Annotated in this window: 23 protein-coding genes; 13 read left to right on the plus strand and 10 right to left on the minus strand. The window is 69.6% G+C overall.

The annotated features are described in order from the left end of the window. Positions 1-421: 421 nt before the first annotated feature. Positions 422-916: a phosphatase PAP2 family protein gene (locus AC5JJ1_RS19090; RefSeq protein WP_495786695.1), complete on the minus strand. Its 495-nt coding sequence runs from the start codon at positions 914-916 to the stop codon at positions 422-424. 425 nt (positions 917-1,341) lie between these two features. Next, positions 1,342-2,751 (minus strand): sensor histidine kinase, encoded by a 1,410-nt coding sequence (locus AC5JJ1_RS19095; RefSeq protein WP_495786696.1) that lies wholly within the window; start codon positions 2,749-2,751, stop codon positions 1,342-1,344. Positions 2,752-3,429: 678 nt separating this feature from the next. Here AC5JJ1_RS19095 and AC5JJ1_RS19100 point away from each other — a divergent pair. Then, entirely contained in the window at positions 3,430-4,518 is a 1,089-nt protein-coding gene (locus AC5JJ1_RS19100; protein WP_495786697.1) for a molybdopterin-dependent oxidoreductase, read from the plus strand. 340 nt (positions 4,519-4,858) lie between these two features. Here the strand turns inward: AC5JJ1_RS19100 and AC5JJ1_RS19105 are convergent, their stop codons facing one another. Then, complete coding sequence (locus AC5JJ1_RS19105; protein WP_495786770.1) at positions 4,859-5,023, minus strand: hypothetical protein; 165 nt, start codon at positions 5,021-5,023, stop codon at positions 4,859-4,861. Positions 5,024-5,601: 578 nt separating this feature from the next. Here AC5JJ1_RS19105 and AC5JJ1_RS19110 point away from each other — a divergent pair. The 6 genes from AC5JJ1_RS19110 to AC5JJ1_RS19135 all read left to right on the plus strand — a co-directional run bounded on the left by AC5JJ1_RS19110 (position 5,602) and on the right by AC5JJ1_RS19135 (position 9,082). Then, positions 5,602-5,766: a hypothetical protein gene (locus tag AC5JJ1_RS19110; protein ID WP_495786698.1), complete on the plus strand. Its 165-nt coding sequence runs from the start codon at positions 5,602-5,604 to the stop codon at positions 5,764-5,766. 36 nt (positions 5,767-5,802) lie between these two features. After that, positions 5,803-5,937 (plus strand): hypothetical protein, encoded by a 135-nt coding sequence (locus AC5JJ1_RS19115; RefSeq protein WP_495786699.1) that lies wholly within the window; start codon positions 5,803-5,805, stop codon positions 5,935-5,937. A gap of 38 nt (positions 5,938-5,975) precedes the next feature. Further along, positions 5,976-6,203: a hypothetical protein gene (locus AC5JJ1_RS19120; RefSeq protein ID WP_495786700.1), complete on the plus strand. Its 228-nt coding sequence runs from the start codon at positions 5,976-5,978 to the stop codon at positions 6,201-6,203. Between the two features lie 882 nt (positions 6,204-7,085). Beyond that, entirely contained in the window at positions 7,086-7,523 is a 438-nt protein-coding gene (locus tag AC5JJ1_RS19125) for a hypothetical protein (RefSeq protein WP_495786701.1), read from the plus strand. A 182-nt stretch (positions 7,524-7,705) separates the two neighbouring features. Next, positions 7,706-8,722, plus strand: a complete 1,017-nt coding sequence (locus tag AC5JJ1_RS19130; RefSeq protein WP_495786702.1) for a calcium-binding protein — start codon at positions 7,706-7,708, stop codon at positions 8,720-8,722. A 252-nt stretch (positions 8,723-8,974) separates the two neighbouring features. Beyond that, on the plus strand, positions 8,975-9,082 hold the full coding sequence (locus AC5JJ1_RS19135; RefSeq protein ID WP_495786703.1) for a transposase: 108 nt from the start codon (positions 8,975-8,977) through the stop codon (positions 9,080-9,082). Positions 9,083-10,511: 1,429 nt separating this feature from the next. Here the strand turns inward: AC5JJ1_RS19135 and AC5JJ1_RS19140 are convergent. The 4 genes from AC5JJ1_RS19140 to AC5JJ1_RS19155 all read right to left on the minus strand — a co-directional run bounded on the left by AC5JJ1_RS19140 (position 10,512) and on the right by AC5JJ1_RS19155 (position 12,442). After that, positions 10,512-11,090 carry a methyltransferase gene (locus AC5JJ1_RS19140; protein WP_495786704.1) on the minus strand — a complete coding sequence of 193 codons (579 nt, stop codon included), beginning with the start codon at positions 11,088-11,090 and terminating at the stop codon, positions 10,512-10,514. Between the two features lie 90 nt (positions 11,091-11,180). Further along, positions 11,181-11,528, minus strand: a complete 348-nt coding sequence (locus AC5JJ1_RS19145; RefSeq protein ID WP_495786705.1) for a methyltransferase family protein — start codon at positions 11,526-11,528, stop codon at positions 11,181-11,183. A 288-nt stretch (positions 11,529-11,816) separates the two neighbouring features. Continuing rightward, positions 11,817-12,005, minus strand: coding sequence for a hypothetical protein (locus tag AC5JJ1_RS19150; protein ID WP_495786706.1), 189 nt, complete (start codon positions 12,003-12,005; stop codon positions 11,817-11,819). Beyond that, a complete protein-coding gene (locus tag AC5JJ1_RS19155; RefSeq protein ID WP_495786707.1) occupies positions 12,005-12,442 on the minus strand; it encodes a DoxX family protein in 438 nt (145 codons plus the stop codon). The genes AC5JJ1_RS19150 and AC5JJ1_RS19155 overlap by 1 nt, the downstream gene beginning before the upstream one ends. 297 nt (positions 12,443-12,739) lie before the next feature. Between AC5JJ1_RS19155 and AC5JJ1_RS19160 the strand changes: the two genes are divergently transcribed. From AC5JJ1_RS19160 to AC5JJ1_RS19170, 3 genes are all read left to right on the plus strand, one after another. Then, the gene (locus AC5JJ1_RS19160) at positions 12,740-13,432 is read left to right on the plus strand and encodes a hypothetical protein (RefSeq protein ID WP_495786708.1); all 693 of its coding nucleotides are present in this window, start codon (positions 12,740-12,742) and stop codon (positions 13,430-13,432) included. Positions 13,433-13,941: 509 nt separating this feature from the next. Next, on the plus strand, positions 13,942-14,931 hold the full coding sequence (locus tag AC5JJ1_RS19165; protein WP_495786709.1) for an NADP-dependent oxidoreductase: 990 nt from the start codon (positions 13,942-13,944) through the stop codon (positions 14,929-14,931). A gap of 48 nt (positions 14,932-14,979) precedes the next feature. Further along, entirely contained in the window at positions 14,980-15,177 is a 198-nt protein-coding gene (locus tag AC5JJ1_RS19170; protein ID WP_495786710.1) for a hypothetical protein, read from the plus strand. A gap of 288 nt (positions 15,178-15,465) precedes the next feature. Here the strand turns inward: AC5JJ1_RS19170 and gyrB are convergent, their stop codons facing one another. The 3 genes from gyrB to AC5JJ1_RS19185 form a co-directional block, all read right to left on the minus strand. Further along, positions 15,466-17,916 carry a DNA topoisomerase (ATP-hydrolyzing) subunit B gene (gene gyrB / locus AC5JJ1_RS19175; RefSeq protein WP_495786711.1) on the minus strand — a complete coding sequence of 817 codons (2,451 nt, stop codon included), beginning with the start codon at positions 17,914-17,916 and terminating at the stop codon, positions 15,466-15,468. 64 nt (positions 17,917-17,980) lie between these two features. Further along, positions 17,981-19,159, minus strand: coding sequence for a DNA replication/repair protein RecF (recF, locus tag AC5JJ1_RS19180; protein WP_495786712.1), 1,179 nt, complete (start codon positions 19,157-19,159; stop codon positions 17,981-17,983). Between the two features lie 21 nt (positions 19,160-19,180). Further along, positions 19,181-19,615 (minus strand): TIGR02300 family protein, encoded by a 435-nt coding sequence (locus tag AC5JJ1_RS19185; protein WP_495786713.1) that lies wholly within the window; start codon positions 19,613-19,615, stop codon positions 19,181-19,183. A 17-nt stretch (positions 19,616-19,632) separates the two neighbouring features. Between AC5JJ1_RS19185 and aroA the strand changes: the two genes are divergently transcribed. The 3 genes from aroA (at position 19,633) to rpsA (ending at position 23,603) form a co-directional block, all read left to right on the plus strand. Then, positions 19,633-20,982 (plus strand): 3-phosphoshikimate 1-carboxyvinyltransferase, encoded by a 1,350-nt coding sequence (gene aroA, locus AC5JJ1_RS19190; RefSeq protein ID WP_495786714.1) that lies wholly within the window; start codon positions 19,633-19,635, stop codon positions 20,980-20,982. Next, positions 20,979-21,632 (plus strand): (d)CMP kinase, encoded by a 654-nt coding sequence (gene cmk / locus AC5JJ1_RS19195; RefSeq protein WP_495786715.1) that lies wholly within the window; start codon positions 20,979-20,981, stop codon positions 21,630-21,632. Before aroA ends, cmk begins: the two co-directional genes overlap by 4 nt. Before the next feature lie 252 nt (positions 21,633-21,884). After that, the gene (gene rpsA, locus AC5JJ1_RS19200; protein WP_495786716.1) at positions 21,885-23,603 is read left to right on the plus strand and encodes a 30S ribosomal protein S1; all 1,719 of its coding nucleotides are present in this window, start codon (positions 21,885-21,887) and stop codon (positions 23,601-23,603) included. The last annotated feature ends 217 nt before the right edge of the window (positions 23,604-23,820 follow it).

Here is a 23,820-nt window from a genome sequence, read left to right on the forward strand (position 1 = left end):
GTCCTGCCGCAACGCATTCAGAGTACAGGAGTTCTTCATGGACGGGCTCTTAGGCACCTGGGGTCCCGCCGGTCCTGTGGCCAGGGCAGGAACCATCGGCCCGTAATCCCCCGCAACCATCGGTGTTCCGTTGTCGTTTGGTCGCCCACTGCGCAGAGCGTCGGACCTGACCGGGTCCACCGAACATTCCGGCGGGTTCGGCGCCGGTCCTCGGAGCCACCGGCGCCGATGGTCATCGAGCAGAAGGCGGCGCTGTTGGTCGACCATGTTATGAGGTCGCTGTAGGGGCAGCTCGGCATCGCTTCGATGGGTAGTTGGCCAGAAGCTCGCCGGACCGCCTACTTGGACACCTGCTCGGCGGCGGCAGGAAGTAGGACACGGCCGCCGGGTCGTAGGTCTGCGGCTGCCAAATCCGTTTAGCTCAGCCGCCCGCGCCGGGGCCTGACCCATCAGGCCAGCGCAGGCGATGCAGGACCGCCTCCAGCCCGACGCCGATCGCCAGGCCCGCGCCCACGTCGGTCAGCCAGTGCGCGAGCAGCACCAGCCGCGTCGCCGAGAGTCCCAAGGCGACGCTCCAGACGGCCGGGCGCCAGGGCGCCGAAACCCACCGGGTCAGCGCCGCTGCGATGGCGCCCAGGTGAACCGCGTGCCCAGAAGGGAAGGCGTTCCGCGGCTTGCCGGACCGCGGTACGCCGCGGCGTGGCTCGCCCACCACGCGGCGGTCCGGCCGCTCCTGGTCCACCAGCTGCTTCAGCAGATGCGGCAAGGCGGCGGACGCGGCGGTGGCGAAAGCCAGGTGGTCGGCCCGCCCGCGAGTGCCCGCGTCCCGGGTCAGCAGCCGGACGCCTATCCAGCCTAGGCCAACCATGCCCAGCAACAGCTTCTCATCCGCCGCCAAGGTGACGACCTGTGCCACGCGCTCCAGCGCGGGCGTGGCTACGCGCGCGCTGGAGCGCGCCAGCCTGAGGTCAGCCGCGGTCGGGGGGAGGGCAACCAGTCCATTTCTAGGCATGCCCGTGCTAACGGCGGAGGCGCGGCGGGCGTTCCGCCTCGGCATCCTGTGACGGTTTGGCGGCGGGAACGATGGCATCGCCCGGAGCACCCTAGCACGCGCGTCCAGTCTGGTCCGTAAGAGTGGTCCAGCACGCCCAGCTCTCAGGAGATGCGCGGTGCGCGTGACGATGGGGCGCTGTTGGGGACCAGACGTCAGTGAGTGAGATGGGCGTCGAACATCTGCATGGTGACACTGTCGTGCACGGGACGTCGCCGCCACAGGGACAGGCGCACATCTGCCTTGCCACGGCGGCCTCGGTTTCCTGAGCATTCCCCCGTATGGCAGCGTCAGTTGGCGGTGGCGGTGGCGTGGTGCGGCGTCTTCACCGTCACCATGGTGCCCTCGTCGGGTTTTGACCGCAGCGTAACCTCGGCACCGATCTGCTTTGAGAGCGAGCGGATGACCTTCGAGCCAAGCCCGCTGTCCCCAGCGTCGCCCGCAGTGCCAACACCCTGGTCCGCGACGTTGACGACAAGCATGCCGCCGACGGCAATGGCGTCCACGGTGATCTGCCCTTTGCGGTCTGGGTAGGCGTGGCGAAGCGCGTTGGTTACCAACTCGCTGACGATGAGGGCCAGCGGTATGGCGCGCTCCGCATCCAGTTTCAGGCCGCTCTCGGACCCGCAGCGCATCTCGAGCGCGGGGTTAAGCTGGCCGAGGCTGACGCAGAGGTCCCGCAGGGTGTCGCTGAAGTCGACCGTCCGCAGGTCCTTGCTCTGCTGGAGCGCCTTGTGCGACTGCGCGACCGCCTCGACGCGGCCGATGGCTTCGCCCAAAGCCTCGGCCGCTTCCGGTTCGGCAACCTGGGCGCGCTGCAGCCGCAGCAGGCTCACCACGAGTTGGAGGCTGTTCTTGATGCGGTGGTCGGCCTCGCGCACGAGCATGTCCCGCTCTGCCAGCGCCTCCCGCAGGCCGGCCTCCTGGCTCCGCAGGCGCTCTTCGACGAGGGCGCGGTCGGTGATGTCGATCAAGGTCCCGACCAAGCGGCGGCGCCCGCCGATGGAGACGACCCCGCCGCGCGACAGGATGCGCCGGTCTGGGCCGTCTGGCCGCGGCACGCGGTACTCGGCGGCGAAGGGGGCGCCGGTCGCCTCGGCGTCGCGCAGGGCTTGGCGGAGCGCGTCTTGATCATCCGCATGCACCGCCGCCTGCCACTCCTCCGCCGGGCGCTCGCGGCCATCGTCGGGGATGCCATGCAGGCCATGCGTGCTTCCGGAGGCGCGCACCCGCAGGGTGTGGAGGTCGACCTCCCATGTGCCGACATCGTCCAGGCCGAGCGCGGTGTCGAGCTTGGTCCCCGCGCTGTCGGCAGCGACGAGGGCGCCGCGCAGCCTGGACGTGATCCAGAGGATCAAGCCACTGGAGAGCAGGAACATCGCAAGGCTGACCACGTCCCCGGCCTCCATCGGCCCGAAGGCCCACCGGGGAGGCAGCCAAAGGAAGCAGGCGGCGGCGGCGCCTAGGATGACGACAGCGCTCCCGGCCGCAGCACCGCAGAACAGGCCAGCCAGCACAACGGCAGGAAACAGGGTCACGAACGGCGGGACGCCTGGAAACGGCAAGTCTATGGCACCACGTATCGAGAGAGCCGCCCCGAGGACTATCGAGGCGACGGCGTAGGCCCGACGGCTGCGGCTCCGGACGAGCCAGCGCGCCCAGGCGACGTCGGCCGGGCCGCCGCCTCCGGTGGCTCCCATCCGGTCTATGCTCGCTCCCGTCTCCCTCACCGATGTCTCCACGGCGGCCTATGTATGCCGAAGGATCTGGCCTCCACATGCGGCTTCGCCAGTTACAATACGCCAGCGGAAGCCTGAACGGCCAGTTCCGTTGCGCCGCACTTCCACCCCCTGGTGGCGCGACCCGCCGCCTGTCCTTGCGTTGGTGGTGGTTCGCCTTGTGCAAGCCCATTCTGGCCTGATCGCGGTCCTTCAGGGCAGAATGTGGCACCTTTTTTTATGCCCAGCCCAATCTTAAACCGCGACTTCCCCACTCCCGATGGACCGGGTCTATCAGGGACCGATTTGGATGCCCGACTTCGCAGGAAGGGACTGGCGATGTCGCCACTGGCGAGGTGTTTGCCTTTCCATACGGCAGTAAGGAGTATTACCAACTCTCACTGGATTACCGCATCGAATACAACTGAGGCACAGCCAAGTGGATGTCAGAAGACGACTGCATGCGCTCCAGCGTGACCTGAGACGGCAGAAACTTCACACCGTGGCCGAAGGCGTTAATCGGCCCCGGAGCATACTGTGAGATCGACTGACCGGGTTCGGCGCGACGCCTGCCGAACACGGCAGGGCAACCGAATGAGGGGCAGGTTTGCACCCTAACGCCTGCAGCGCGTTATCCCTGACGGCATCGAGGAGCGCCCCATGTCCACCTTCGACTGCAAATCAGACCTCATCGTGCATTCGACGGAGCCGTTCAACGCCGAGCCGTACCCGCAATCCTTGGTCGCCAGCTACATTACCCCGCAATCGATATTCTACGTCCGCAGCCACGGCGACATCCCGCAAATTGAGGGGGGCTCCTACCGCCTGGCGGTCAGCGGGCTGGTGAAGCGGCCGCTCGACCTGTCGATGGAGTTGCTTCGTCACGAGTTCCCCCGCCGAACCGTCACCGCCGTGATGCAGTGTGCGGGCAACCGCCGGGGTGAGTTGCTGCAGGTAGGGCAGGTGGCTGGCGACCCCTGGTCGATCGGTGCCATCGGCAATGCTCGGTGGACCGGCGTGGCACTCGCCGATGTGCTGCGGGCGGCTGGTGCCGAGGATGGCGCAAACCTGCATGTGGCCTTTGCCTGCCACGATCAGTGCGAAGGCGAAAGTGGAAGTTATCGTTATGGCGTCTCGATCCCCATGGCCAAGGCGATGTCACCCGAGGTTTTGCTGGCCTTTGAGATGAATGGCGAGGCGCTGGCGCCTGAGCACGGCTTTCCGCTACGCGCGGTGGTGCCGGGCTTTGCCGGTGTGCGTAGCGCCAAGTGGCTTTCCAGCATCACCGTACGGGACCTCCCGAGCGACGCCCCCCCGCAGGCTCACGACTACAAGCTGTTCCCGCCCGACATCCGGCAGGACACGGCGGGCAGGGCCACCGGGATCACCATCAACGAGATGCCGCTGAATGCTGCCATCGGCGAGCCTCGGGCCTTTCCCGACCTGGAGGCGGGCGCCGTTGTGCTGCGGGGCTGGGCGGTCGCGTCAGCCAGGCAGGTCGCGCGGGTCGATGTGTCGCTTAACGGTGGCCGGACCTGGCAGCAGGCGGAGCTGGAGCATGACCTGACGGCACCCTGGGGGTGGACCTTGTGGCGCCTACAGGCCGACCTGCCGCCAGGAGAGCACGAGTTGGCGGTGCGCGCCTGGGACAGTGCGGGCCAGACGCAGCCTGCCTCGCCGGACGATACTTGGAACTGGAAGGGCTACCTGAACGCTTCTTGGCACCGGCTGCGGGTCAGGGCGAGCTAGGTGGCTGGGCAGGCTGGACAACGCACGCCCCCAAGGTTGCCATCGAAGCAATCCGACGCCTAATGACTGGAGGGGTATGGGCACCTGGCCACTAAGCCCACAGGCATTGCTGGATGCAGGCTGACTTCTGCAGATAATCGGTATCGGCGGTGTCCTCGATGGTCGAGGCGATGGTGGGCTCCGCGGAGGCGTAATGCGTCGGCCGCGTTAAGTTCTATGTCCTCTGCATTCAAAGCCATCTGCTCTCAAACCCCAGCGCGGGAGCTCGGCCTGCTTTACGAATCCGCGCTTATGGCGGACGAGGACTGGATCTACTCCGCTTTAGTGGAGAGGCATTGGGTCAGGCAACGGCCAATTTCTCAAACTGTGCAGGGCTTGCAAAGTCAAGCGCGGGATGGCGGTGAATGGGGTTGTAGAAGCCATCGATGTAGCGGCCGATGGCAGCCGTGGCGTGGCCCTCCTGCGCGGCGCGCAGGATCCGAGACAGGTCGTCGTCGAGTTCCATCGGTTGCTCTTAAGGTGCTCGACACGCGCGCCGAGGCTTGCAGGGGCAGCCTCCACCAACGGCGGCACCAGCGCAAATCAAGCGCCGGGCGAGGATCCGTCCGGCCGACGCCGGGTCCGTGAGGCGGCCCGCGACGAGGGCATCGCGCGTGGGCACCCGCATGTGTTCGCGACACCGTGGCGGCGGCGATCCACGGATTTGTAGCCTCGCGCCACGTGGCTCCCGCGTGGCGCCGCGGAGGAGGACGCGGCCATGGGGACGAGGTTTTCTCCGCGGTTGCGGTCACGCCTGCGCCGAGTGGCTTGCCCGGCGGCCATGGCCCTGCCGCCAAGCCCTGGTGGCGGCGCAGCCGGTGGACCTCCGCTACCGGCTCGCGCAACCCGCCCACGCCAACGAGGATCCGGACGTCTTCGTGTCGGCGGGAGGGGCCGTGGCCCGCGATTGGAGGACGGCGGCGGGCCGCCGGGGAAACTGACCCGCCCGGCGACACCCCGGACCGAGGCAGGCAACGGCGCCGCCCAGGCTCCCGGGCCGCGGTTGGGGCGGCGCTGGATCGAGGCAAGGGCATGGAGGCGCACATGAGCGGCAAGCTGGTCACGGAAGATCTCGGGGCAGCGTGCATCAACGAGTTCGCTAGGCCACGCCTGCTCGTGGATCTCGCCTCGCGGCCCGACCTCTCAAGGCTGCGGGAGATCGTGTCCGGAGCGTGGCCGGGGAAGGAGCTCATCGCGGGCACGGTGTGAAGCTGCATCCGCTGGTCGCCCCAGCTCGGTCGGCCGATGACGCAGACGCTCGCCGAGGGGCTGAAGGTGAGGCACGGCATAAAGCAGACCTTCAAGAACGAGGTGGGCGGCAAGGTGGTCGACGTGAAGGTAAAGGCACCCCAGACCGGCGGCGCCGCGCCGCGCCGCTGACGTGGGACGGCGTCGATCCGGAAGGGAAGCTCTCGGTCTTGTTCATGACCCACGGCCGTTCCAGGGTGCCGAGCGCCATCTTGGGTCCCGTCGAAAACGCCAACAAGTTCGCGTTCGAGTTAGCGCCGGGCATCGAGTGGACCGGCCCGGACAAGTTCGCTATGGCGCGTCAGCTGGTCTTTGTCCCGGCGGAGGCAACCGTCATCCTTGAGAACGACGTCGCCATCCTGGATGTGGAGATCGGCGCGCAGCGGCTTGGCGGCTAAGGCCGGACGGGCCTCGCACCCGGCCGCGGGTCCAGCGGGGTGGCCAGCGCGGCCCCGGGTGGCCAGCCGACCCTCGTGCCGACGCGCGGGCGCGCGTCAGCGGAGGGCTGGCATGTCGACGAGGGCGACCGCGGACATCACGGGCGCGACGAAAGCCGCCAGCACACCGACAGCCGCCCATTTGGCCACTTTCCAAATGCCAAACCCCCGCGGAGCCGGGGGAGGCTGGCACGGTCCCTCTCCACGGCCAGGGCCACCGGGCGGAACCTGCCGCTCCTGGGAGCCGAGGTTCCGACCCGGCTCGCCCGCGCGGCCGGTCACGGCTTCCGGCGCTCGCTCCGGGCCTGGGACCGCAAATTGAACCTGGGGCCATGGCGACGGAGGCGATGGGGAAGGTGTCGGCCATCGAGCCCAACGTGCTCGACGCCATCCTCGCCGCGGGCGGGTGGAGCGTGAAGGCCGACAACAACGGCGGCGACGAGCGCCTGCCGGAGGAGCTGGTCCGCCGCCTGGTCGGCGGGGCTGGCCAGGGGTCGCCGACGCAGGAGTTCATGGAGCGCTGCGGCCTGCTGACGCTGACCCTGTCGGTCGCCGAATGGTGCGTCGCCTGGACGTCGGCCGGGGTGCCGCCGGATCCGGCGGATCAGGGGTGGAAGAGGCCGCCCAGCATCCGGGCCGGGAAGCACCTCATGAGCTACGCCCTCGGCGGCATCGGCCTGCCGCACATGGACGTCGGCGGCGCGGTGCGCTTCTTCCGGGCGGTCTCGGAGCGCGTCCCGGCGGCGAAGGCGGTTCTCGCCCGGCTTTCCCCCGGGCTTCCACTACGACACCGTCCGCGCCCGGGGCGGGACCTGCGCCGCGCACTTGGAGCAGGCGGTCATCATGGCCGACCTCGACGGCGTGCCCTTCAGGCATGGCGCCGCGGCGCTCGCCGCATCCGACTACTGCTCGCGCTTCAACGCGGCGGGCGCGCTCGACGCCGAGGCGTGGCAACGGCTCAGGCACTGGTGCCGGGTCGGCCTGCGCCGCCGGGACATCCAGGAGTGGGTGATGCTGGACTGGCTGAACGGCACCTTCGCCGAGGCGGTCAACGCGGTCCTCGCTCGCCCCAGCGGCACGCTGCGGGAGGCGACGGTCGTGGCCCGCATCCTGAACTCGTCGAGGGGTGCCATGAACGAGGCGCTGCGGGCGGCCGGGGACGAGACGGACCCGGAGCGGCGCATCGGGGCGGAGCTCGACGAATACGCCAAGGGCAGCGAGACCCGCGCTGGGCGCCGCGGCGTCATGCAGCGGCTGAAGACGGTCATGGCGGCCGTCTGAGGCGAGGCTCCAGGCCGGGCGGGGGCGCGCTGCCCCGCGCGTGCGGCATTCGCGCCGAACGGCGAGCCCACGCCAAGGTGAAGCGCCGGGTGTATGAACCTGAATATACTTCCCGCCTGACGGCGCCGAGTACTTCACTACAAGAACAACCGACCGTGTCGCCCGTCGGGAGGACCCAAGGAATGGCCAAGACATTGCCACGCCTGGTGCTTGGCACCGGGGCGGCGGACGCGCTGTTCGGCGGCGACGGCGAAGATGTCGTCCGTGGCCTGGGCGGGGACGACACCCTGGACGGCGGCGGCGCGAGCGATTTCGTCTCCGGGGGAGCCGGTGCGGACCAGCTTCGAGGCGGCGACGGCGACGATCTGGTTTCCGGCGGCGCGGGGAACGACACGGTCACCGGCGACAGGGACAACCGCGACACCTTCCCCGACCTCGAGCCCGGCACCGGCAACGACGTCCTGTTCGGCGACGCAGGGGACGATCTCGTCCTCGGAGGGCGCGGGAACGACTTCCTGTCGGGCGGCTCGGGAGACGACAACCTCCTTGGCGGGTCCGGCAACGACACGGTCTCGGGCGGCGCGGGCAACGACACCATCTACGGGGGCCGCCCGGCGATCGTCTTCGTCGACGGGGCCGAGCCCGAGGACGAGCCGGACGTGCTCCTGGGCGGCGCTGGCGACGACGACATCCGCGGCGGCCGGGGCGACGACGTCCTGCGGGGCGGGAGCGGCGCCGACGCGCTCGGGGGAGGTTTCGGAGTCGACACGCTCTGCGGCGGCCCGGGCTCGGACACCTTCGCGTTCGGGACGCGCGAGACCAACTTCTTCCAGAGCAGCCGGGGCGTCGTGGACACCGGCCTCGGCGAGGCCGCCGACGTCATCCAGGACTTCCAGCAGGGACAGGACAGGATTGACCTCTCGGAGCTGAACAGCTTCTCGTTCCGCTTCATCGCCATCGGCGACTTCGCTTACGAGTTCGTTGGCCGGGCCGCGTTCTCGGGCGACGCGCCGGAGGCGCGCTACGACATCGTGGACGGCCGGACCGTCGTCCAGCTGGACGGCGTCGCCCCCCTGGTGGTGTCGCTGCCCCAGCCCGGCAGCCCGGGAACCGTCGAGGTGCCGACGGACGGCGTCGCCGACGCCGAGATCGTCCTGGACGGGGTCTTCCAGCTCACGGAGGGTGACTTCATCCTGTAGCGCTGGCTGCGCCCGGGGCCGTCTCTCCCCACCGAGACCCCTCGGGTCCGCCCGCGTAGGATCCTTAGCTACCGCATCCAGATTGCTCCGGCGAGAACCACTTGCCCTTAAGCCTCGGTAGCGCCCGCAAGTGAGCTGCGCCCCTGAACTGGATCCGGGATTGGTGAGAGAGTTGGCCTCCTGAGGGAGGTCAGGGTGCCAGGGAAGCGTTTGAAGCCGGAACAGATCATTGGGGTGTTGCGGTAGGCCGAGGTGGAGCTGGCGCAGGGCCGGACGGTGGGGGAGGTTTGCCCCGGGCTGGGGGTATCGGAGGCAAGTTTCTACCGCTGGCGGCCCTCGCCTTTGGCTTGGCCGTCGTAGCCGTCTTCGGCATCCAGCTGGCCGCCAGAGAGCGGGACGTCACCGCGGCCGGACCCGCACGCTCCCGGCAGGCGGAGCTGGCTGCGCCCCGAATGGCAGCCATCGTGGCGGGGGTGAGGGAGGCTGGCGTGCCGCGCACGCCGCCGCAGACCGCCACCCGGGAGGCTTCGAGCCTGTCGCCCCGCGAACCCGGCCGCGACCACCACGATGCAAGGAATGCCGTGACCGACATGGACCGGCCGTCGGAGAGCCTCGTTGATGCGGAGACCTCCCTGCGCACCGGGGGCGAAGAAACACAGTGGACGGACGTTCAATCGCCGCCGACCTGCTTACCCATTGCGGCTGCGCGCGGGGCGGCCCAGAGCCACCATTGCCGCAGGTGCCAGCGCCACAAGGCGCCGAGCCGCAAGCGCCGCAGTGGTCGACGAATGGCCCGGCTTTGGTCGGACTCTCGGTGCCGCCGGTCGCGGCCCGTGCCGCGACTGCTCCACCAGGCCGAGCGGCGCCGGTATCAGACCTCCCTCCGATTGCGGAACCGGTTCGTGAACCCGCGCTGGAGGCGGCAAGCCTTGTTCAGAACCGGATGGGGATGGCGGACAGGGTGTCCGTCGTGGCGTCGGCACCCGCGTCCTTCCGGGTCTTCACCCATCAGTCCATGAACGCGAGGGGCGATGCAGCGGAAGCGTTGGTGCGTCGGCTCGGGCGCTAGGGCGTGTCCGTGGCGGGCATCAGGTCGGTCCGAGCCGCCCCTTCCGCACCCGAAATCCGCTACTTCCACAAAGCCAACAGGGCGGCAGCCATGGACTTGGCCCGGCAACCGGTGGGTCCAGCTTGGCACGTGCGGGATTTCCTGTCTTACGCGAAGCCTCCCCGACCTGGAACGCTGGAGATCTGGCTGCCGAACGGCATGGCCTTCGGTACGAATTGAAGGTGGCGCCTCCTCCTGCGGCCTCGAGGGGCATGTCTGGAAACGAGCCAGGCTTCGTGGAAGAGCGGCCCCGAAATCCTCGGCAACCCGCGCCGTCACCGCGCAAAGCCGCGTCACAGTTCTTGGCGGGCTCCCGTCACAGGCCGACAGACGAGAGTAGTACCCCAGAAGCTCCGGGGAGCGGTTTTGGCCAGGGCGCCTCCCGCCATCGTCCCGAGCGCGATCTGTAGTGAAGTTCCGCGCGATCCGTAGAGGAAGAGGCCGTAGCATTCTGAAGCCAGACGGCAATTCGGCTCCGAATTCTTGAAGATTCCAGAGAGCTTTTCGCGAACGGTTCCCGACTAGCTACGCCGGGTTAGCCAGTTGAGGCATCCGCGCCATACCGGCCGAGCCATGGCTCCAGCCGGGTTCGGCCAAGCCCCCGGCGGCACCTCGGCCCGACGCGTTCCGGTCGGGGTCTTCGCGGGGAGCGAGGCCGGGTTGCCGGGCCTCCCGACCGCCTTATGCCTGCAACTCGATCAGCCGCTCCTGCGACGGCGGCAGCGGCACCGCAGCTCCGGCATGCAGGCCCGCTTCCCGCGCCATCGCAGCGTACTCCGGCTCGGTGAACGCGTCGCCGTGCTGCGTCGTGGCTACCATCATGAAGGCGAAGCTGGCTGGGATCGGGGGCGTTGCCCGGTCCTCGTTCGGGATGAATTCGACGATGGCCGCGCGCCCGCCCGGGGCCAAGCTGTCGCGCACGCGCCGCAGCAGCGCCACGCACGTCGGGTGATCGAAGTGGTGCAGAATGTTCGCTAGCAGGACCAGATCGTAGCCGCCGCCCCAGTCCATGGCGAAGGCGTCGCCCGCCAACGTCCGGTGACGCCCGCCGACCCCGGCTCGCTCGGCGTTGCGGGCGGCCACGGCGACCACATCCGGCCAGTCAACCGCGACGACGCTAGCCTCGGGGCATGCCTGCGCCACGGAGATCCCGAACATGCCCGCGCCTGCGGCCACGTCGAGCACCCGCCGCGGCGGCGCGGGCCAAGTGGCGAGGTGGGCCGCCGTCGCCTTCGCCGCGGCGATGGTGAACGGGGTCATGCTCTCGGCAAACGTCACCCAGACGGGGTCTTCGGGGGTCGTGTTGGCCAACCCGTCCGAACCGCCGCGGCGGATGTATCCGACCGGGTCTTAGAGGAACAGTCGGAGGAGCTCTGGCCCGGCCAGGAAGCGGACGATGCTGGCCATGGAGTTCGGAGAGGCAGCGTCGATGAAGGTTCTGGCGACCGGCGCCTGGTGCCAGCGAGTGCCGGACTTCTCAAGAAAGCCGAGCACGGTCAGGTAGTCGCAGAGAATGCGCACCCCGCGAGGCGAGGCGTTGACCCGCGCGGCGATGATCTCGGCGTCGGCGCCCTTGGGTCCGATCGCCTCGAACAGGCCGATCTCGACGGCGGCCCTGATGGCCGCGGTCTTCTGGTAGCCAAGGACGGCGTCAACGAACGCCATCGGCGTGGGCGGTGGCGCGACCTCTTCAGCCATTGGTGCCTCCCGGCCCGGACGTGCTTGCTGCCCTCGGGCGCTGCCCGGATGGGCCTCCCCGGGCCGCCGCGGCCGAGCGAAGCCTAGCGGCGGCTGCGGCACCAACTCAATCACACAAGTGGCCGAACATCGGCCCGGCTGGCGGTCCCGGAGTGCCATGGCCAGTGGGTACCTCCAATTTGGCATTGACCAATAGTTCTCATCGGCTCCGCCGTCGCCGTCAGCCCGGTCGGGCCCGACCCTGGTAGATGGAGGTCAGCGGCTTCGGGCCCGGCAGGTAGCCGGTCTTCAGGTGAGCTCCAGCACCCGCCCCGAAGCGGAACGCCCGACCTGTTGGCGATAGGGCACGAGCTCCCGGTGCCGCATGGCGAGCGCCAGCAGCCGCGGCAGGACGGACCGTTCATAGGCGGGCGTGCTCGTGCTGCCTTGACCGGAATCCGGGGCCACCTTGGACGGCAACCCCGGCCGGACGAGCATCAGCTGACGATGGCGCCCCGCCCGACGGCGAGCGACTTCCGCTCCCTCGAGTAGTCGAGGCTCCAGACCCCGCCGCCCGCTGCGGCCATGTAGAGGAACACGAAGCAGTACAGGATGGCGGCGTCGCCGCCGTTCAACGCTGGGAAGAGGTTCCGCGGCGCGTGGCCGATAAAGTAGGCGAAGGCCATCTCGCCCGCGAGGACGAAGGCCACCGGTCGCGTGAACAGGCCGAGCAGCAGCAGCACGCCGCCGACAACCTCGATTACCGCCGCGAACCAGAGCAGCGAGAAGATCTCCGGTCCCATTCCGCTGGCGCGTGGCGGGAATCCGAACAGCTTCTGGGTGCCGTGCTCAAGGAAGATGAGCGCGGCGACGATGCGGAGAACGCTGAGCAGGCGGGGCGCCCATTCGGCGGCGAGGGTCTGGGTCTTCAGCAAGATGGGTTCCTGTTCGTTGCGGATGTCGTCGGCTAGGGCAGTCGAGCTTGCCTGCCTGGACCACGTTCTCTCCGAAAGCGGGCCAGAACGCCATGCGTCGCCCTTTAGCCGGGTTGCCCGCCCGGCAAACCAACCTGCCGTCGCTTCCGTAAACGTTCACCACAACGGCGAACCTGCCCCGGGGTCACCACCTCCCATCATGGCGAAGTAGCGACGAAGGCGGGTCGCCATCCAGAACGTATGCTCTAAGATCCTTTCTCGGGGGCTGCGCGCCGCCTCGATCGAAAATGGACGGCTATGGCCACCGTTAGATCCCTTGCCCGCATCGGCGCTGTCGCCTTTGTGGTCGGCGTGGTTCTGCTCCTCGTGTCCACGCTGCTGCACCCGCTCTGTGCCGACCCGGCCGACGCGCCTGCGGCCTTTGCTGAGTATGCCGCGGCCCCCCATTACGTCTGGACGCACCTCGGCCAGCTCGCAGGGTTCTGCGGCTTAAGCGCGGGCTTAGTGGCTCTCGCGGCCACGCTCGAGCCAGGATGGGCGGCCGCCTGGGGCCGCATCGGCGCGGCGGGCGCGGTGGCTAGCGTGGCGGTAGCCTCGGTGCTGCAGGCGGTGGACGGGGTGGCTCTCAAGGCCACGGTCGACCGCTGGGCGGCGGCCGAGGGTGCGGCGCACCTGCTCGCCTTCGAGGCAGCTCTCGCGCTGCGTCAGCTTGAGATTGGCCTTGCGGGCGCCTCAAGCATTCTGTCCGGCGTGACCCTGGGCACCCTCGGTCTCGCCGTCCTCCGGAGCGCCCGCTACCCAGCCTGGCTCGGGGTGGCTGGTCTCATCGATGCCCTTGGCCTGTTGATGGCGGGGGCTGCGCAGGCGTCCACGGGTTTCTCGAACGTGGCAATGGCGCTGAGCATGCTGTCGAGTTCGGTGCTCCTCGTGTGGGCGTGCCTTGCTGCATTCCTCATGTGGCGGTTGGCGGCTTCGGAGGGCGAAAGCTGAGACAAGACAGCGTGCATCACGACCGCGCCATGCTGAACCGAAAGTCGGCGAGGACGCTTTTCCCACAAGCCCGCCCGGCTGGGCAGCCCGCCACCTTGAAGCGGTATCCGAGCAGCCGCAAGGCGTTGAGCGTGACCAGCATCGTGGCGCCGGTGTCGGCCAGGACGGCGGGCCTGAGGCCGGGTCATGCCGACCACCCTCTGCAGGGGACCCTTGGGGTGATGGCCTTCACATTGGTTACGTGCCTGCTCGGCACCCTCTCATGACTGCCCAGGGCGGCCGCCAAGTCGGGCAGGGTCAGCCTGCCGTGTGCCCGCGAAACACGGAACCGGTATAGGGGATGCCGGGGTGGCCGAAACTTTGCTCCAACCCGGCTGGCGCGAGGCCATGCGTCGGGTCGATGGGATGGACCTCCATGTGATGGAGGCGGCTCTGGCGGCAGCTGAACAGGAAATCGTAAAAGCGCTTCAGTCCGCCCAAAAACCAAAGTTCACTTGAGGGGGAATGCAATGGCACGCGGCTGGTACCTGAAGTCTCGCCCAGAGGGCCTGCCGACCCTCGACAACTTCGAACAGCGGCCGCTGCCGCTTCCTCCGCTGGAGCCAGGGATGGTCAGGGTCCGGAATCTCTGGCTCTCAGTCGACCCGTACATGCGCCCCCGGATGACCGAGGCGAAGAGCTACGTCGCGCCCTATACGCTCGACGCGCCGCTGGATGGCGGTGCGGTCGGCGAGGTTGTCGAATCCAGGGCCGATGACTTCTCGCCCGGAGACCTCGTGTCGCATCGCTTCGGCTGGCGCGACGAGGCCGCGGCCCCGGCCGAGGCGTTCACGAAGCTGCCCGCGAGCGGACTGCCGCCGCAGGCCTACCTCAACACGCTCGGCATGATTGGGGCGACCGCCTACTTCGGGCTGCTCAGAGTGGCGGAGGCGAAGGCGGGTGAGACCGTATTCGTTTCCGCCGCGGCCGGAGCGGTGGGATCGACCGTCGTGCAGATTGCGAAGGTTAAGGGGATGCGTGTAATCGGGTCGGCGGGTGGCCCGGAGAAATGCGCGCTGGCCCGCGAGTTGGGTGCCGATGCGGCGATCGATTACAAATCGCCTGGTTTGCTCGCCGACAAGGTGGCAGCCGCCGCCCCGGAGGGCATCGACGTCTACTTCGAGAATGTCGGCGGCGAGCACCTCGATGCCGCGCTTGCGCAGGCCAGGGAGGGCGCTCGCTTCGCGATCTGCGGCATGATCGGCGCCTACAACAGCACCGAGCCGGTCGCGCTGCACAACCTGTTCCGCATCATCGCGGCGCGCATTCGCATCCAGGGCTTCCTCGTGAGTGATTTCCGCGACCGCTTCAGTGATTTTCAGAGGGACATGGGGCAGTGGATGGCGCAAGGGCGCATCTCCAGCCGTGAGACCGTGATGGACGGCCTCGAAGCGATGCCCATGGCGTTTCTGGCCCTGTTCTCCGGTCGCAACACGGGGAAGATGCTGGTCCGGCTGTGAGCGCGGCGGCGCCCCCGGTTCTGGGTCGGGCACCTGAGACAACGGCGCATGCGCCGCATCGATTCCCTGCGCCACGAGGAGCAGGCGGGCGGGGTCGTCCGATGCCCACCGCAGCAGGTCAGTGGCGTCGAACGGATCCTCGGAGAGAGCCCCCGCCACCGCGCGTCGGGCCTCGGCCTTCAGCTGCCGGGAGGGCGCGGCGAGCGCGGGAAGATCCTTGCCCTCCAGCCGTCTCCAGATTTCTGAGAAGAGATCGGAGGGCGTGTCTGTCATCGCATTCCAAGGAAGCTGCCGGACCGGCGCCGGAGGGCGGCAATCCGAGCTTGGGACGGCGCGGCGCCCCTCGGCCCGAGCCGCTGGCAACGGCGGCCACGCCCCGATCGCCATTCGGGTCGAGGTTGCGGCCTATGTTGACGAAGACCCAGCGTGGGCGCGCGGGGTTGTTGTCAAGGACAAAGTGGCGGACGGCGGTTTTGCCGCCCGCCAGGGACCGCTTTTCGGGAAAACGGACAGCTATTTGGGGTTCCTACAGCTCTAGACGTCCAAGTTCGCCACCTTCAGCGCATTGTCGACGATGAACTCCCGTCGCGGCTCGACCACGTCGCCCATCAGCGTCGAGAAGGCCTTCTCCGCCTCCTCCACGCTGTCGACCTTCACCCGCAGCAGGGTGCGGACCGCGGGGTCGAGCGTCGTCTTCCAGAGCTGCTCCGGGTTCATCTCGCCGAGGCCCTTGAAGCGCTGGATCGTCAGCCCCTTGCGGCCCTGCTGCAGGATCCGCTCGAAGGCCGCGACCGGTCCCTGCACCGGGGCGCTCGTGCTGTCGAGCTGCAGCACCGCCTCGCCACCGCCGAATTCGCGGGCGAGGGTCTCACGCCGCTCGTCCAGCCAGCGCGCCTCGGCGCTGCGCAGCGCGGCCGGGTTCAGCGCATGCCGCTCGGTCACGCCGCGGACGATGCGGGAGAGGATGAGCCCATCCGCATCCGCCGTCGCCTTCCAGCCACGCTCGCTCGGCAGCGCCAGCGCATCGAGCCGCGCGGCCAGCACCTGCGCCGCGGCCAGCGCCCGCTCTGGCTCCAGCGTCAGCGCGCCGGCGACGGCCGCCTGCTCGACGATGTCGCTCGGCACGGTCGCGGCTAGGCGGCGCACGCGGCTCGCCATCTGGCGCAGCACCTCCATCTCCGCCCGCAGCTCCGGCCCGGCAAGCTCCCGCCCATCGGAGAGCTTGAGCGTGGCGCCGGAAAGCGCCTTCTCCAGCAGGAAGTCCTCGAGCGCGCGGTCGTCCTTCAGGTAGCGCTCGTCATTGCCGCGCTTCGCCCGGTAGAGCGGCGGCTGGGCGATGTAGAGGTGGCCGCGCTCCAGCAGTTCCGGCATCTGCCGGAAGAAGAAGGTGAGCAGCAGGGTGCGGATATGGCTGCCGTCCACGTCGGCGTCCGTCATGATGACGATGCGGTGGTAGCGCAGCTTGTCCGCGTCGAACCCGCCCTTGGCCGGCTCGCCCGGGCCGATGCCGGTGCCGAGCGCGGTGATGAGCGTGCCGATCTCGGCGGAGGACAGCATCTTGTCCATCCGCGCCCGCTCGACATTGAGGATCTTGCCCTTGAGCGGCAGGATCGCCTGATTGGCCCGGTTGCGGCCCTGCTTGGCGGAGCCGCCCGCGCTGTCGCCCTCGACGAGGAAGAGCTCGCACTTGCTCGGGTCGCGCTCCTGGCAGTCGGCGAGCTTGCCGGGCAGGGTGCTGAATTCGAGCGCGTTCTTGCGACCGACCTTGTCGCGGGCCAGCTGCGCCGCCTTCCGCGCCGCGGCCGAGAGCACGACCTGCTCGAGGACCGCCTTGGCCTCCTTCGGATGGGTCTCGAACCAGTGGGAGAGCGCGTCGGCGACGGCCACCTGCACCACCGGCTGGACCTCGGAGGAAACCAGCTTGTCCTTGGTCTGCGAACTGAACTTGGGGTCCGGCACCTTCACCGAAATGACGGCGGTCAGCCCCTCCCGCATGTCGTCGCCGATGAGCTCGACCTTCTCCTTCTTCGCCAGCTCCTCGGCATATTTCATCACCACGCGCGTCAGGGCCTGGCGGAAGCCGGCCTGGTGCGTGCCGCCGTCACGCTGCGGGATGTTGTTGGTGAAGCAGAGCGCCAGCTCGCGCGGCGAATTGTTCCACCACATCGCCAGCTCGACGCGGATGCCCTCGCTCTCCTTGCTGATGGCGGCGATCGGCGGGCGGAACAGCGGCTCCTTCCCCTGGTCGAGCCACTCGACGAAGGCAGTGAGGCCGCCGCGGAACTGGAAGAAGACCTCCTGCGCCGGGACGTGCCGGTCGTCCTTCAGGGCGATGGCGAGGCCGGAATTGAGGAAGGCGAGCTCCCGCAGCCGCCGCTCCAGCACGGCGAAGTCGTACTCGACCTTGGTGAAGGTCCCGCTTGAGGGCTTGAAGGTCACCTCGGTGCCGGTGCGCTCGGCTGAGGGCCCGATGATGCGCAGCGGCTCGGTCGTGTCGCCATGCTCGAAGCGGATGAAATGCTCGGTCCCGTTGCGCCATATCTTCACCTCCATCCATTCGGACAAGGCGTTGACCACTGCGGCGCCGACGCCGTGCAAGCCGCCGGAGACCTTGTAGGAGTTCTGGTTGAACTTGCCGCCGGCATGCAGGCGGGTCAGCACCACCTCGGCGGCGGAGACCCCCTCCTCCTCATGCATGTCGACCGGGATGCCGCGCCCGTCGTCGCGCACGGTGACGCTGCCGTCGCCGTTGAGGGTGACCTCGACGCGGGTGGCGTAGCCGGCCTGGGCCTCGTCGACGGCGTTGTCGATGATCTCGAAGGCCATGTGGTGCAGGCCCGAGCCGTCATCGGTGTCGCCGATATACATGCCGGGCCGCTTGCGGACGGCCTCGAGGCCCTTCAGGACGGTGATGGATGCGCTGTTGTAATCGGCGCCCGACACCTCGGTCGGGGTGGATTCGGCGCGCGCGGCGTCATGGTTCATGCCGGCGGCAAGCTCCTCGATTCATCGCTGTGGGGTCGATACTCTATATAGGGATTCCCGGCGCTTACGACACGGGTAAATCGCTATCCGGAACGAGTACGCCGGGCAGGGCCCGGAAGCCCTCGGCCGTGCCGCGCAGCGGGGCGAAGATGGCGGCATCCGTGCCAGTGAGGAAGGCCTGGGCCGGCAGGGCCGCCAGCGCCTCGAACAGTGCCTCCCGCCGCCGGGCATCCAGATGGGCCGCCACCTCGTCCAGCAGCAGCAGGGGGGCGAAGCCGCGGGCATCGGCGATCAGCCCGGCATGGGCCAGCACCACGGCGATCAGCAGGGCCTTCTGCTCGCCGGTGGAGCAGAGCGCGGCCGGCAACTCCTTCGGCGCATGGGTGAAGAGCAGGTCGGCCCGGTGCGGCCCCTCGAGCGTCGCCCCCGCTGCCGCATCCCGCCCGCGGCTGGCCGCCCACCCTTCCCGCAGCCCGTCCTCCACGGCCAGCGCCGGCGCCCCATCCAGCGCCGCCGCGGCCGTGCATTGCAGGTCGAGCCGGGCGGCCGGGAAGGCGCCGGTGATGCCGCCCTGCAGCGCCGCGTTCAGCCGCCCGACCAGCCCCCGCCGGGCGGCGGCGGCGGCGACGCCGTGGCGCGCCATGGCATCCTCAAGCCCCGCGAGCCAGGCCGGGTCCACCCCCCTGCCCTCGCGCCGCTCCTGGGCCAGCAGCCGGTTGCGCTGGGACATGGCGTTCTCGTAGGCGGCGACCTCGCGGGCATGGTGCGGCTCCAGCGCCCAGACCAGCCGGTCGAGGAAGCGCCGGCGGTCGCTGGCCCCGTCCTGGAACAGCCGGTCCATCTGCGGCGTCAGCCAGACCAGCGCCACCCGCTCGGCCAGTTCCGCCTGGCTGCGCACCGGGGCGCCGTCGAGGCGGAAGGTGCGCCGCTCGATCGGCCCGCCCTCCGGCGTGCCGGTGCCGATGTCGAAGTCTTGGTAGGCCGCGCTGCTGAACCGCCCGGCGACGGCCCAGGGGAGCGGCCCCTCCCCGGCCTGCCGGGCGCAATCGGCCATGCGCGCCCCGCGCAGCCCGCGCCCGGGGCCGAGCAGGCTGATGGCCTCCAGCAAATTGGTCTTGCCGACCCCGTTCTCGCCGGAGACGATGACGATACGATATCGGAAAGAAACGGTCAGAGCCGGATAGGTGCGAAAATCCCGCAGCATCAGCCGGGTCAGCAGCAGGGCGGGCGGCGGCGCCGTCATGGCGCGCCGCCCGCGCCGGGCTCAGGTTTCCTCGTCGCGATCGCCTTCGACCTCGATCTCCTCGCCGATCGCATCGGCCTCGTCATCGAGCTCCTCGGCGTCCTCGACCGTCTCATCGGCCTCGACATCCTCCAGCTCGACATCCTCGGCATCGGCATCCGGCACGACGGCCCGCTTCTTGAGCTTGTCGTCCACCGGCAGGCTGCCCGCGGCGCGGCGGAGGCGCGGCTGCTCGGCCGGCTGCTCCGTGCCGCATTTCGGGCAGATGGCCGGTGCTCGGGTCAGGTCGTAGAACTTCGTGCCGCACGCGACGCAAACACGTTTGAGGCCCAGTTCGGGCTTGGCCATGGGGAAAGCCTCGTGAGGATCTGGCCGCCGGCACGCAGTGTTGGTGTGGCGGCTGCGCGCCGGCGGCTGAAAACGGGTCACGCGCATTGCCACGCGGGGCCGGGCCATGTCAAACGGCCGGGGCCATGTCCCATGACCTCCCTCCGCGGCCGCTCCGCGCCGGCGCCCCTCCGGCGCCGCTCTCCGGCACCCATCGCGTGCCGGGAGACAAGTCGATCAGCCATCGCGCGCTGATGTTTGGCGCCCTCGCCATCGGCACGACCGAGATCGAGGGGTTGTTGGAGGGCGAGGACGTGCTCCGCACCGCAGCCGCCATGCGGGCCCTGGGCGCGACGGTCGAGCAGCGCGGCCCCGGTGCCTGGCGCGTCGCCGGGCGGGGCATCGGCGGCCTGGTGGAGCCGGCCAATGTACTCGACATGGGCAATAGCGGCACCGCGGCCAGGCTGCTCTGCGGCCTGCTCGCCGGCCACTCCATTTTCTCCGTGATGACAGGCGATGCCTCGCTCCGCCGCCGCCCGATGCTGCGGGTGACCGACCCGCTCTCGGCCACGGGGGCGAGCTTCTGGACGCGGGAGGGCGGCCGCCTGCCGCTGGCCGTCCGCGGCGCCGCCGACCCGCTGCCGCTCGACTACCGCCTGCCCGTCGCTTCGGCCCAGGTGAAGTCGGCCTGCCTGCTCGCCGGCCTCTGCGCCCGCGGCACCACCCGCGTGGTGGAGCCGGAGCCGACCCGCGACCACACGGAGAACATGCTCCGTCATTTCGGCGCGACCGTCCGGGTGGAGGATACCGCCGAAGGCCGGGTGATCGAGCTCGAAGGCCAGCCGGAGCTGCGCGCCGCCCCCATCCTCGTCCCCGGCGACCCCTCCTCCGCCGCCTTCCTGCTGGTCGCGGCGCTCCTGGTTCCCGGCTCGCAGGTGACGATCGCCAATGTCGGCCTCAACCCGCTGCGGACCGGCCTCTTCGCCACGCTCCGTGAGATGGGCGCCGAGCTGCGCATCGAGAATGCGAGGGTCGAGGGCGGCGAGCCGGTCGGCGACCTGGTTGCCACCCATGGCCCGCTCCGGGCCGTTGAGGTGCCGCCGGGGCGTGCCCCCTCGATGATCGACGAGTATCCGGTCCTGGCCGTCGCCGCCGCCGCCGCCACGGGCACCAGCCGCATGCGCGGCCTCGCCGAGCTGCGGGTGAAGGAGAGCGACCGCCTCGCCGCCACCGCCGCGATGCTCGCCGCCAACGGCATCGCCGCCCGCATCGAGGGCGATGATTTGCTGGTCGAGGGGACCGGCGGCGCCATCCCCGGCGGCGGCTTGGTCGCCACCCATATGGACCATCGCCTGGCGATGAGCGCCCTGGTCATGGGCCTCGCCGCCCGCGCCCCCGTTGCGGTGGACGATGCCGGCTTCATCGAGACCAGCTTCCCCGGCTTCGCCGCGCTGATGAACCGCGCCGCCGGCGGCGAGGCGATCCGCCCCGCATGAGCCTCGTCATCGCCGTCGACGGGCCGGCCGCCGCCGGCAAGGGGACCCTCGCCCGCCGCCTCGCCGCCGCGCTCGGCCTGCCCTATCTCGATACCGGCCTGCTCTACCGCGCGACCGGCCGCCGCGTGCTCGACCGCGAGGCCGACCCGCATGACGCCGCCATCGCCGCCGCCGAGGCCACCGCCCTCCGCCCGGAGGACCTGGACCGTACCGATCTCCGCGGCCCGGCCGCCGACATGGCCGCCAGCACCGTCGCCGCCATCCCCGCCGTCCGCGCCGCCCTGCTCGACTGGCAGCGCGAGTTCGGCCGCCGCCACGGCGCGGTGATGGACGGGCGCGACATCGGCACCGTCGTCTTCCCCGAGGCGCCGGTGAAGCTCTTCGTCACCGCGAGCCCGGAGGAGCGCGCCCGCCGCCGCTGGCTGGAGCTGCAAGCCCGCGGCGTCGCGGCCGACCAGGCCCAGGTCGCCGCCGAGATCCTCGCCCGCGATGCGCAGGACTCCAACCGCCCCGTCGCCCCGCTCCGCCCCGCCGAGGATGCCCTCATACTCGACACCACGACGCTTGATGCCGAGGCGGCTTTCACCCGAGCATTGGCTATGGTGCGAGACCGGCTGAATCTTCTTGACGTCCGCGAGCTGAAAGCCTAGCCAAATCCGCCCGCGCGCTTGGAAAGGCCGCGGTGCCTGTGGCTGAGGGATTACCATCACGGTAACGTGGGGTGTCCGCCATCCAGGGCCGGGACCGGGCGGGCCGATACGCTGCCCAAGGCACAGGGTCGAACGCGCCTCCATCCGCCCGACAGGGACGGCCCGGCGCCCGATCAAGCCGTGCCCGGCGGATCGCCGGGGGCGCAGGACCACAGCCCGCCTCTCGCGGGCAGTTCGGGACAGACAGACCGCATGGCATCCGCCACAACCCTCGCGCCGGGCGCGGGGATCGAAGACTTTGCCGCAATGCTCGACGAGACCCTGGGCCCCGATACCGGCTTCGCCGGCTCGGTCGTCTCCGGCCGCGTCATCCGCATCGATGACGACTTCGCCGTCGTCGATGTCGGGCTGAAGAGCGAGGGGCGCGTCCCCCTCAAGGAATTCGCCCCGCAGGGGCAGAAGCCGGAAGTGCAGGCCGGCGACGTGGTCGAGCTCTTCGTCGAGCGCTACGAGGACCGCGACGGCTCCATCGTGCTCTCGCGCGAGAAGGCACGGCGCGAGGAGGCCTGGACCAACCTCGAGAAGGCCTACCAGGCCAACCAGCGCGTCAACGGCGTGATCTTCGGGCGCGTCAAGGGCGGCTTCACCGTCGATCTCGGTGGCGCCGTGGCCTTCCTCCCCGGCTCTCAGGTCGATATCCGCCCGGTGCGCGATGTCGGGCCGCTGATGGGCAGCCCGCAGCCCTTCCAGATCCTCAAGATGGACCGCGCCCGCGGCAACATCGTGGTCAGCCGCCGCGCTGTCCTTGAGGAGACCCGTGCGGAGCAGCGCTCGGAGCTGATCCAGGGCCTAAAGGAGGGCATGATCCTCGACGGCGTGGTCAAGAACATCACCGACTACGGTGCGTTCGTGGACCTCGGCGGCGTCGACGGCCTGCTGCACGTCACCGACATCGCCTGGCGCCGGATCAACCACCCGTCCGAGGCGCTGACCATCGGCCAGCCGGTGAAGGTGCAGGTCATCCGCTTCAACAGCGAGACCCAGCGCATCAGCCTCGGCATGAAGCAGCTGATGTCCGACCCGTGGGATGGCGTCGCCATCAAGTACCCGGTGAACGCCAAGTTCAGCGGCCGCGTGACGAACATCACCGACTACGGCGCCTTCGTGGAGCTGGAGCCGGGCGTCGAGGGCCTCGTGCATGTCAGCGAGATGTCCTGGACCAAGAAGAACGTCCATCCGGGCAAGATTGTCGCCACCTCCCAGGAAGTGGACGTGCTGATCCTCGACGTGGACGAGCCGAAGCGCCGCATCTCGCTCGGCCTGAAGCAGGCCCAGGGCAACCCGTGGGAGCTCTTCCTCGAGGCCCATCCGCCGGGCTCCGTGGTCGAGGGCGAGATCCGCAACATCACCGAGTTCGGCCTGTTCATCGGCATCGGCCCGGAGATCGACGGCATGGTCCACATGTCCGACCTCTCCTGGGAGGAGGCCGGCGAGGCGGCGATGGCCAAGTTCGAGAAGGGCCAGGTTATCAAGGCCAAGGTGCTCGACGTGGATGTCGAGAAGGAGCGCATCTCCCTCGGCGTGAAGCAGCTCGAGGCCGACCCGGCCGCGGAAGTGCTCGACAAGGTCCGCAAGGGCGATGTCGTCACCTGCGTGGTCACCCAGGTGCAGGCCAACGGCATCGAGGTCCGGGTCGAGGACGTCCTCACCGGCTTCATCCGCCGCGCCGAGCTGGCGCGTGACCGCGGCGACCAGCGCCCCGACAAGTTCGCCGTGGGCGAGAAGGTCGATGCCAAGGTCACCGCCGTGGACCGCGCCGCCCGCCGCCTGGCCCTGACCATCAAGGGCAAGGAGATCGAGGAGGAGCGCGAGGCGATGAAGGAGTACGGCTCCACCGACAGCGGCGCCTCGCTCGGCGACATCCTCGGCGCGGCCATCCGCCGCCGCCGCGAGATGGCCGGCGAGGAGTAGGATCCGGCCTGCCGCAAGGCGGGAGGACGAGACAGGCCGGCGGGGAAAACCTCGCCGGCCTTTTTCATGTTGCAGCGAAGGGTTCGGCGACTCCACACGGATGTGATGGCAGCTTCCCGATTTCGCTAACGGGCCGCCAAGGGCAAGGATTACGGATTCCCCCTAGCGGCGGCGCCAGGACGCTGCGCCCGGCCGCCAAGCAAGAAGGGAGGAAGAC

It is taken from the genome of Belnapia sp. (assembly GCF_059504005.1).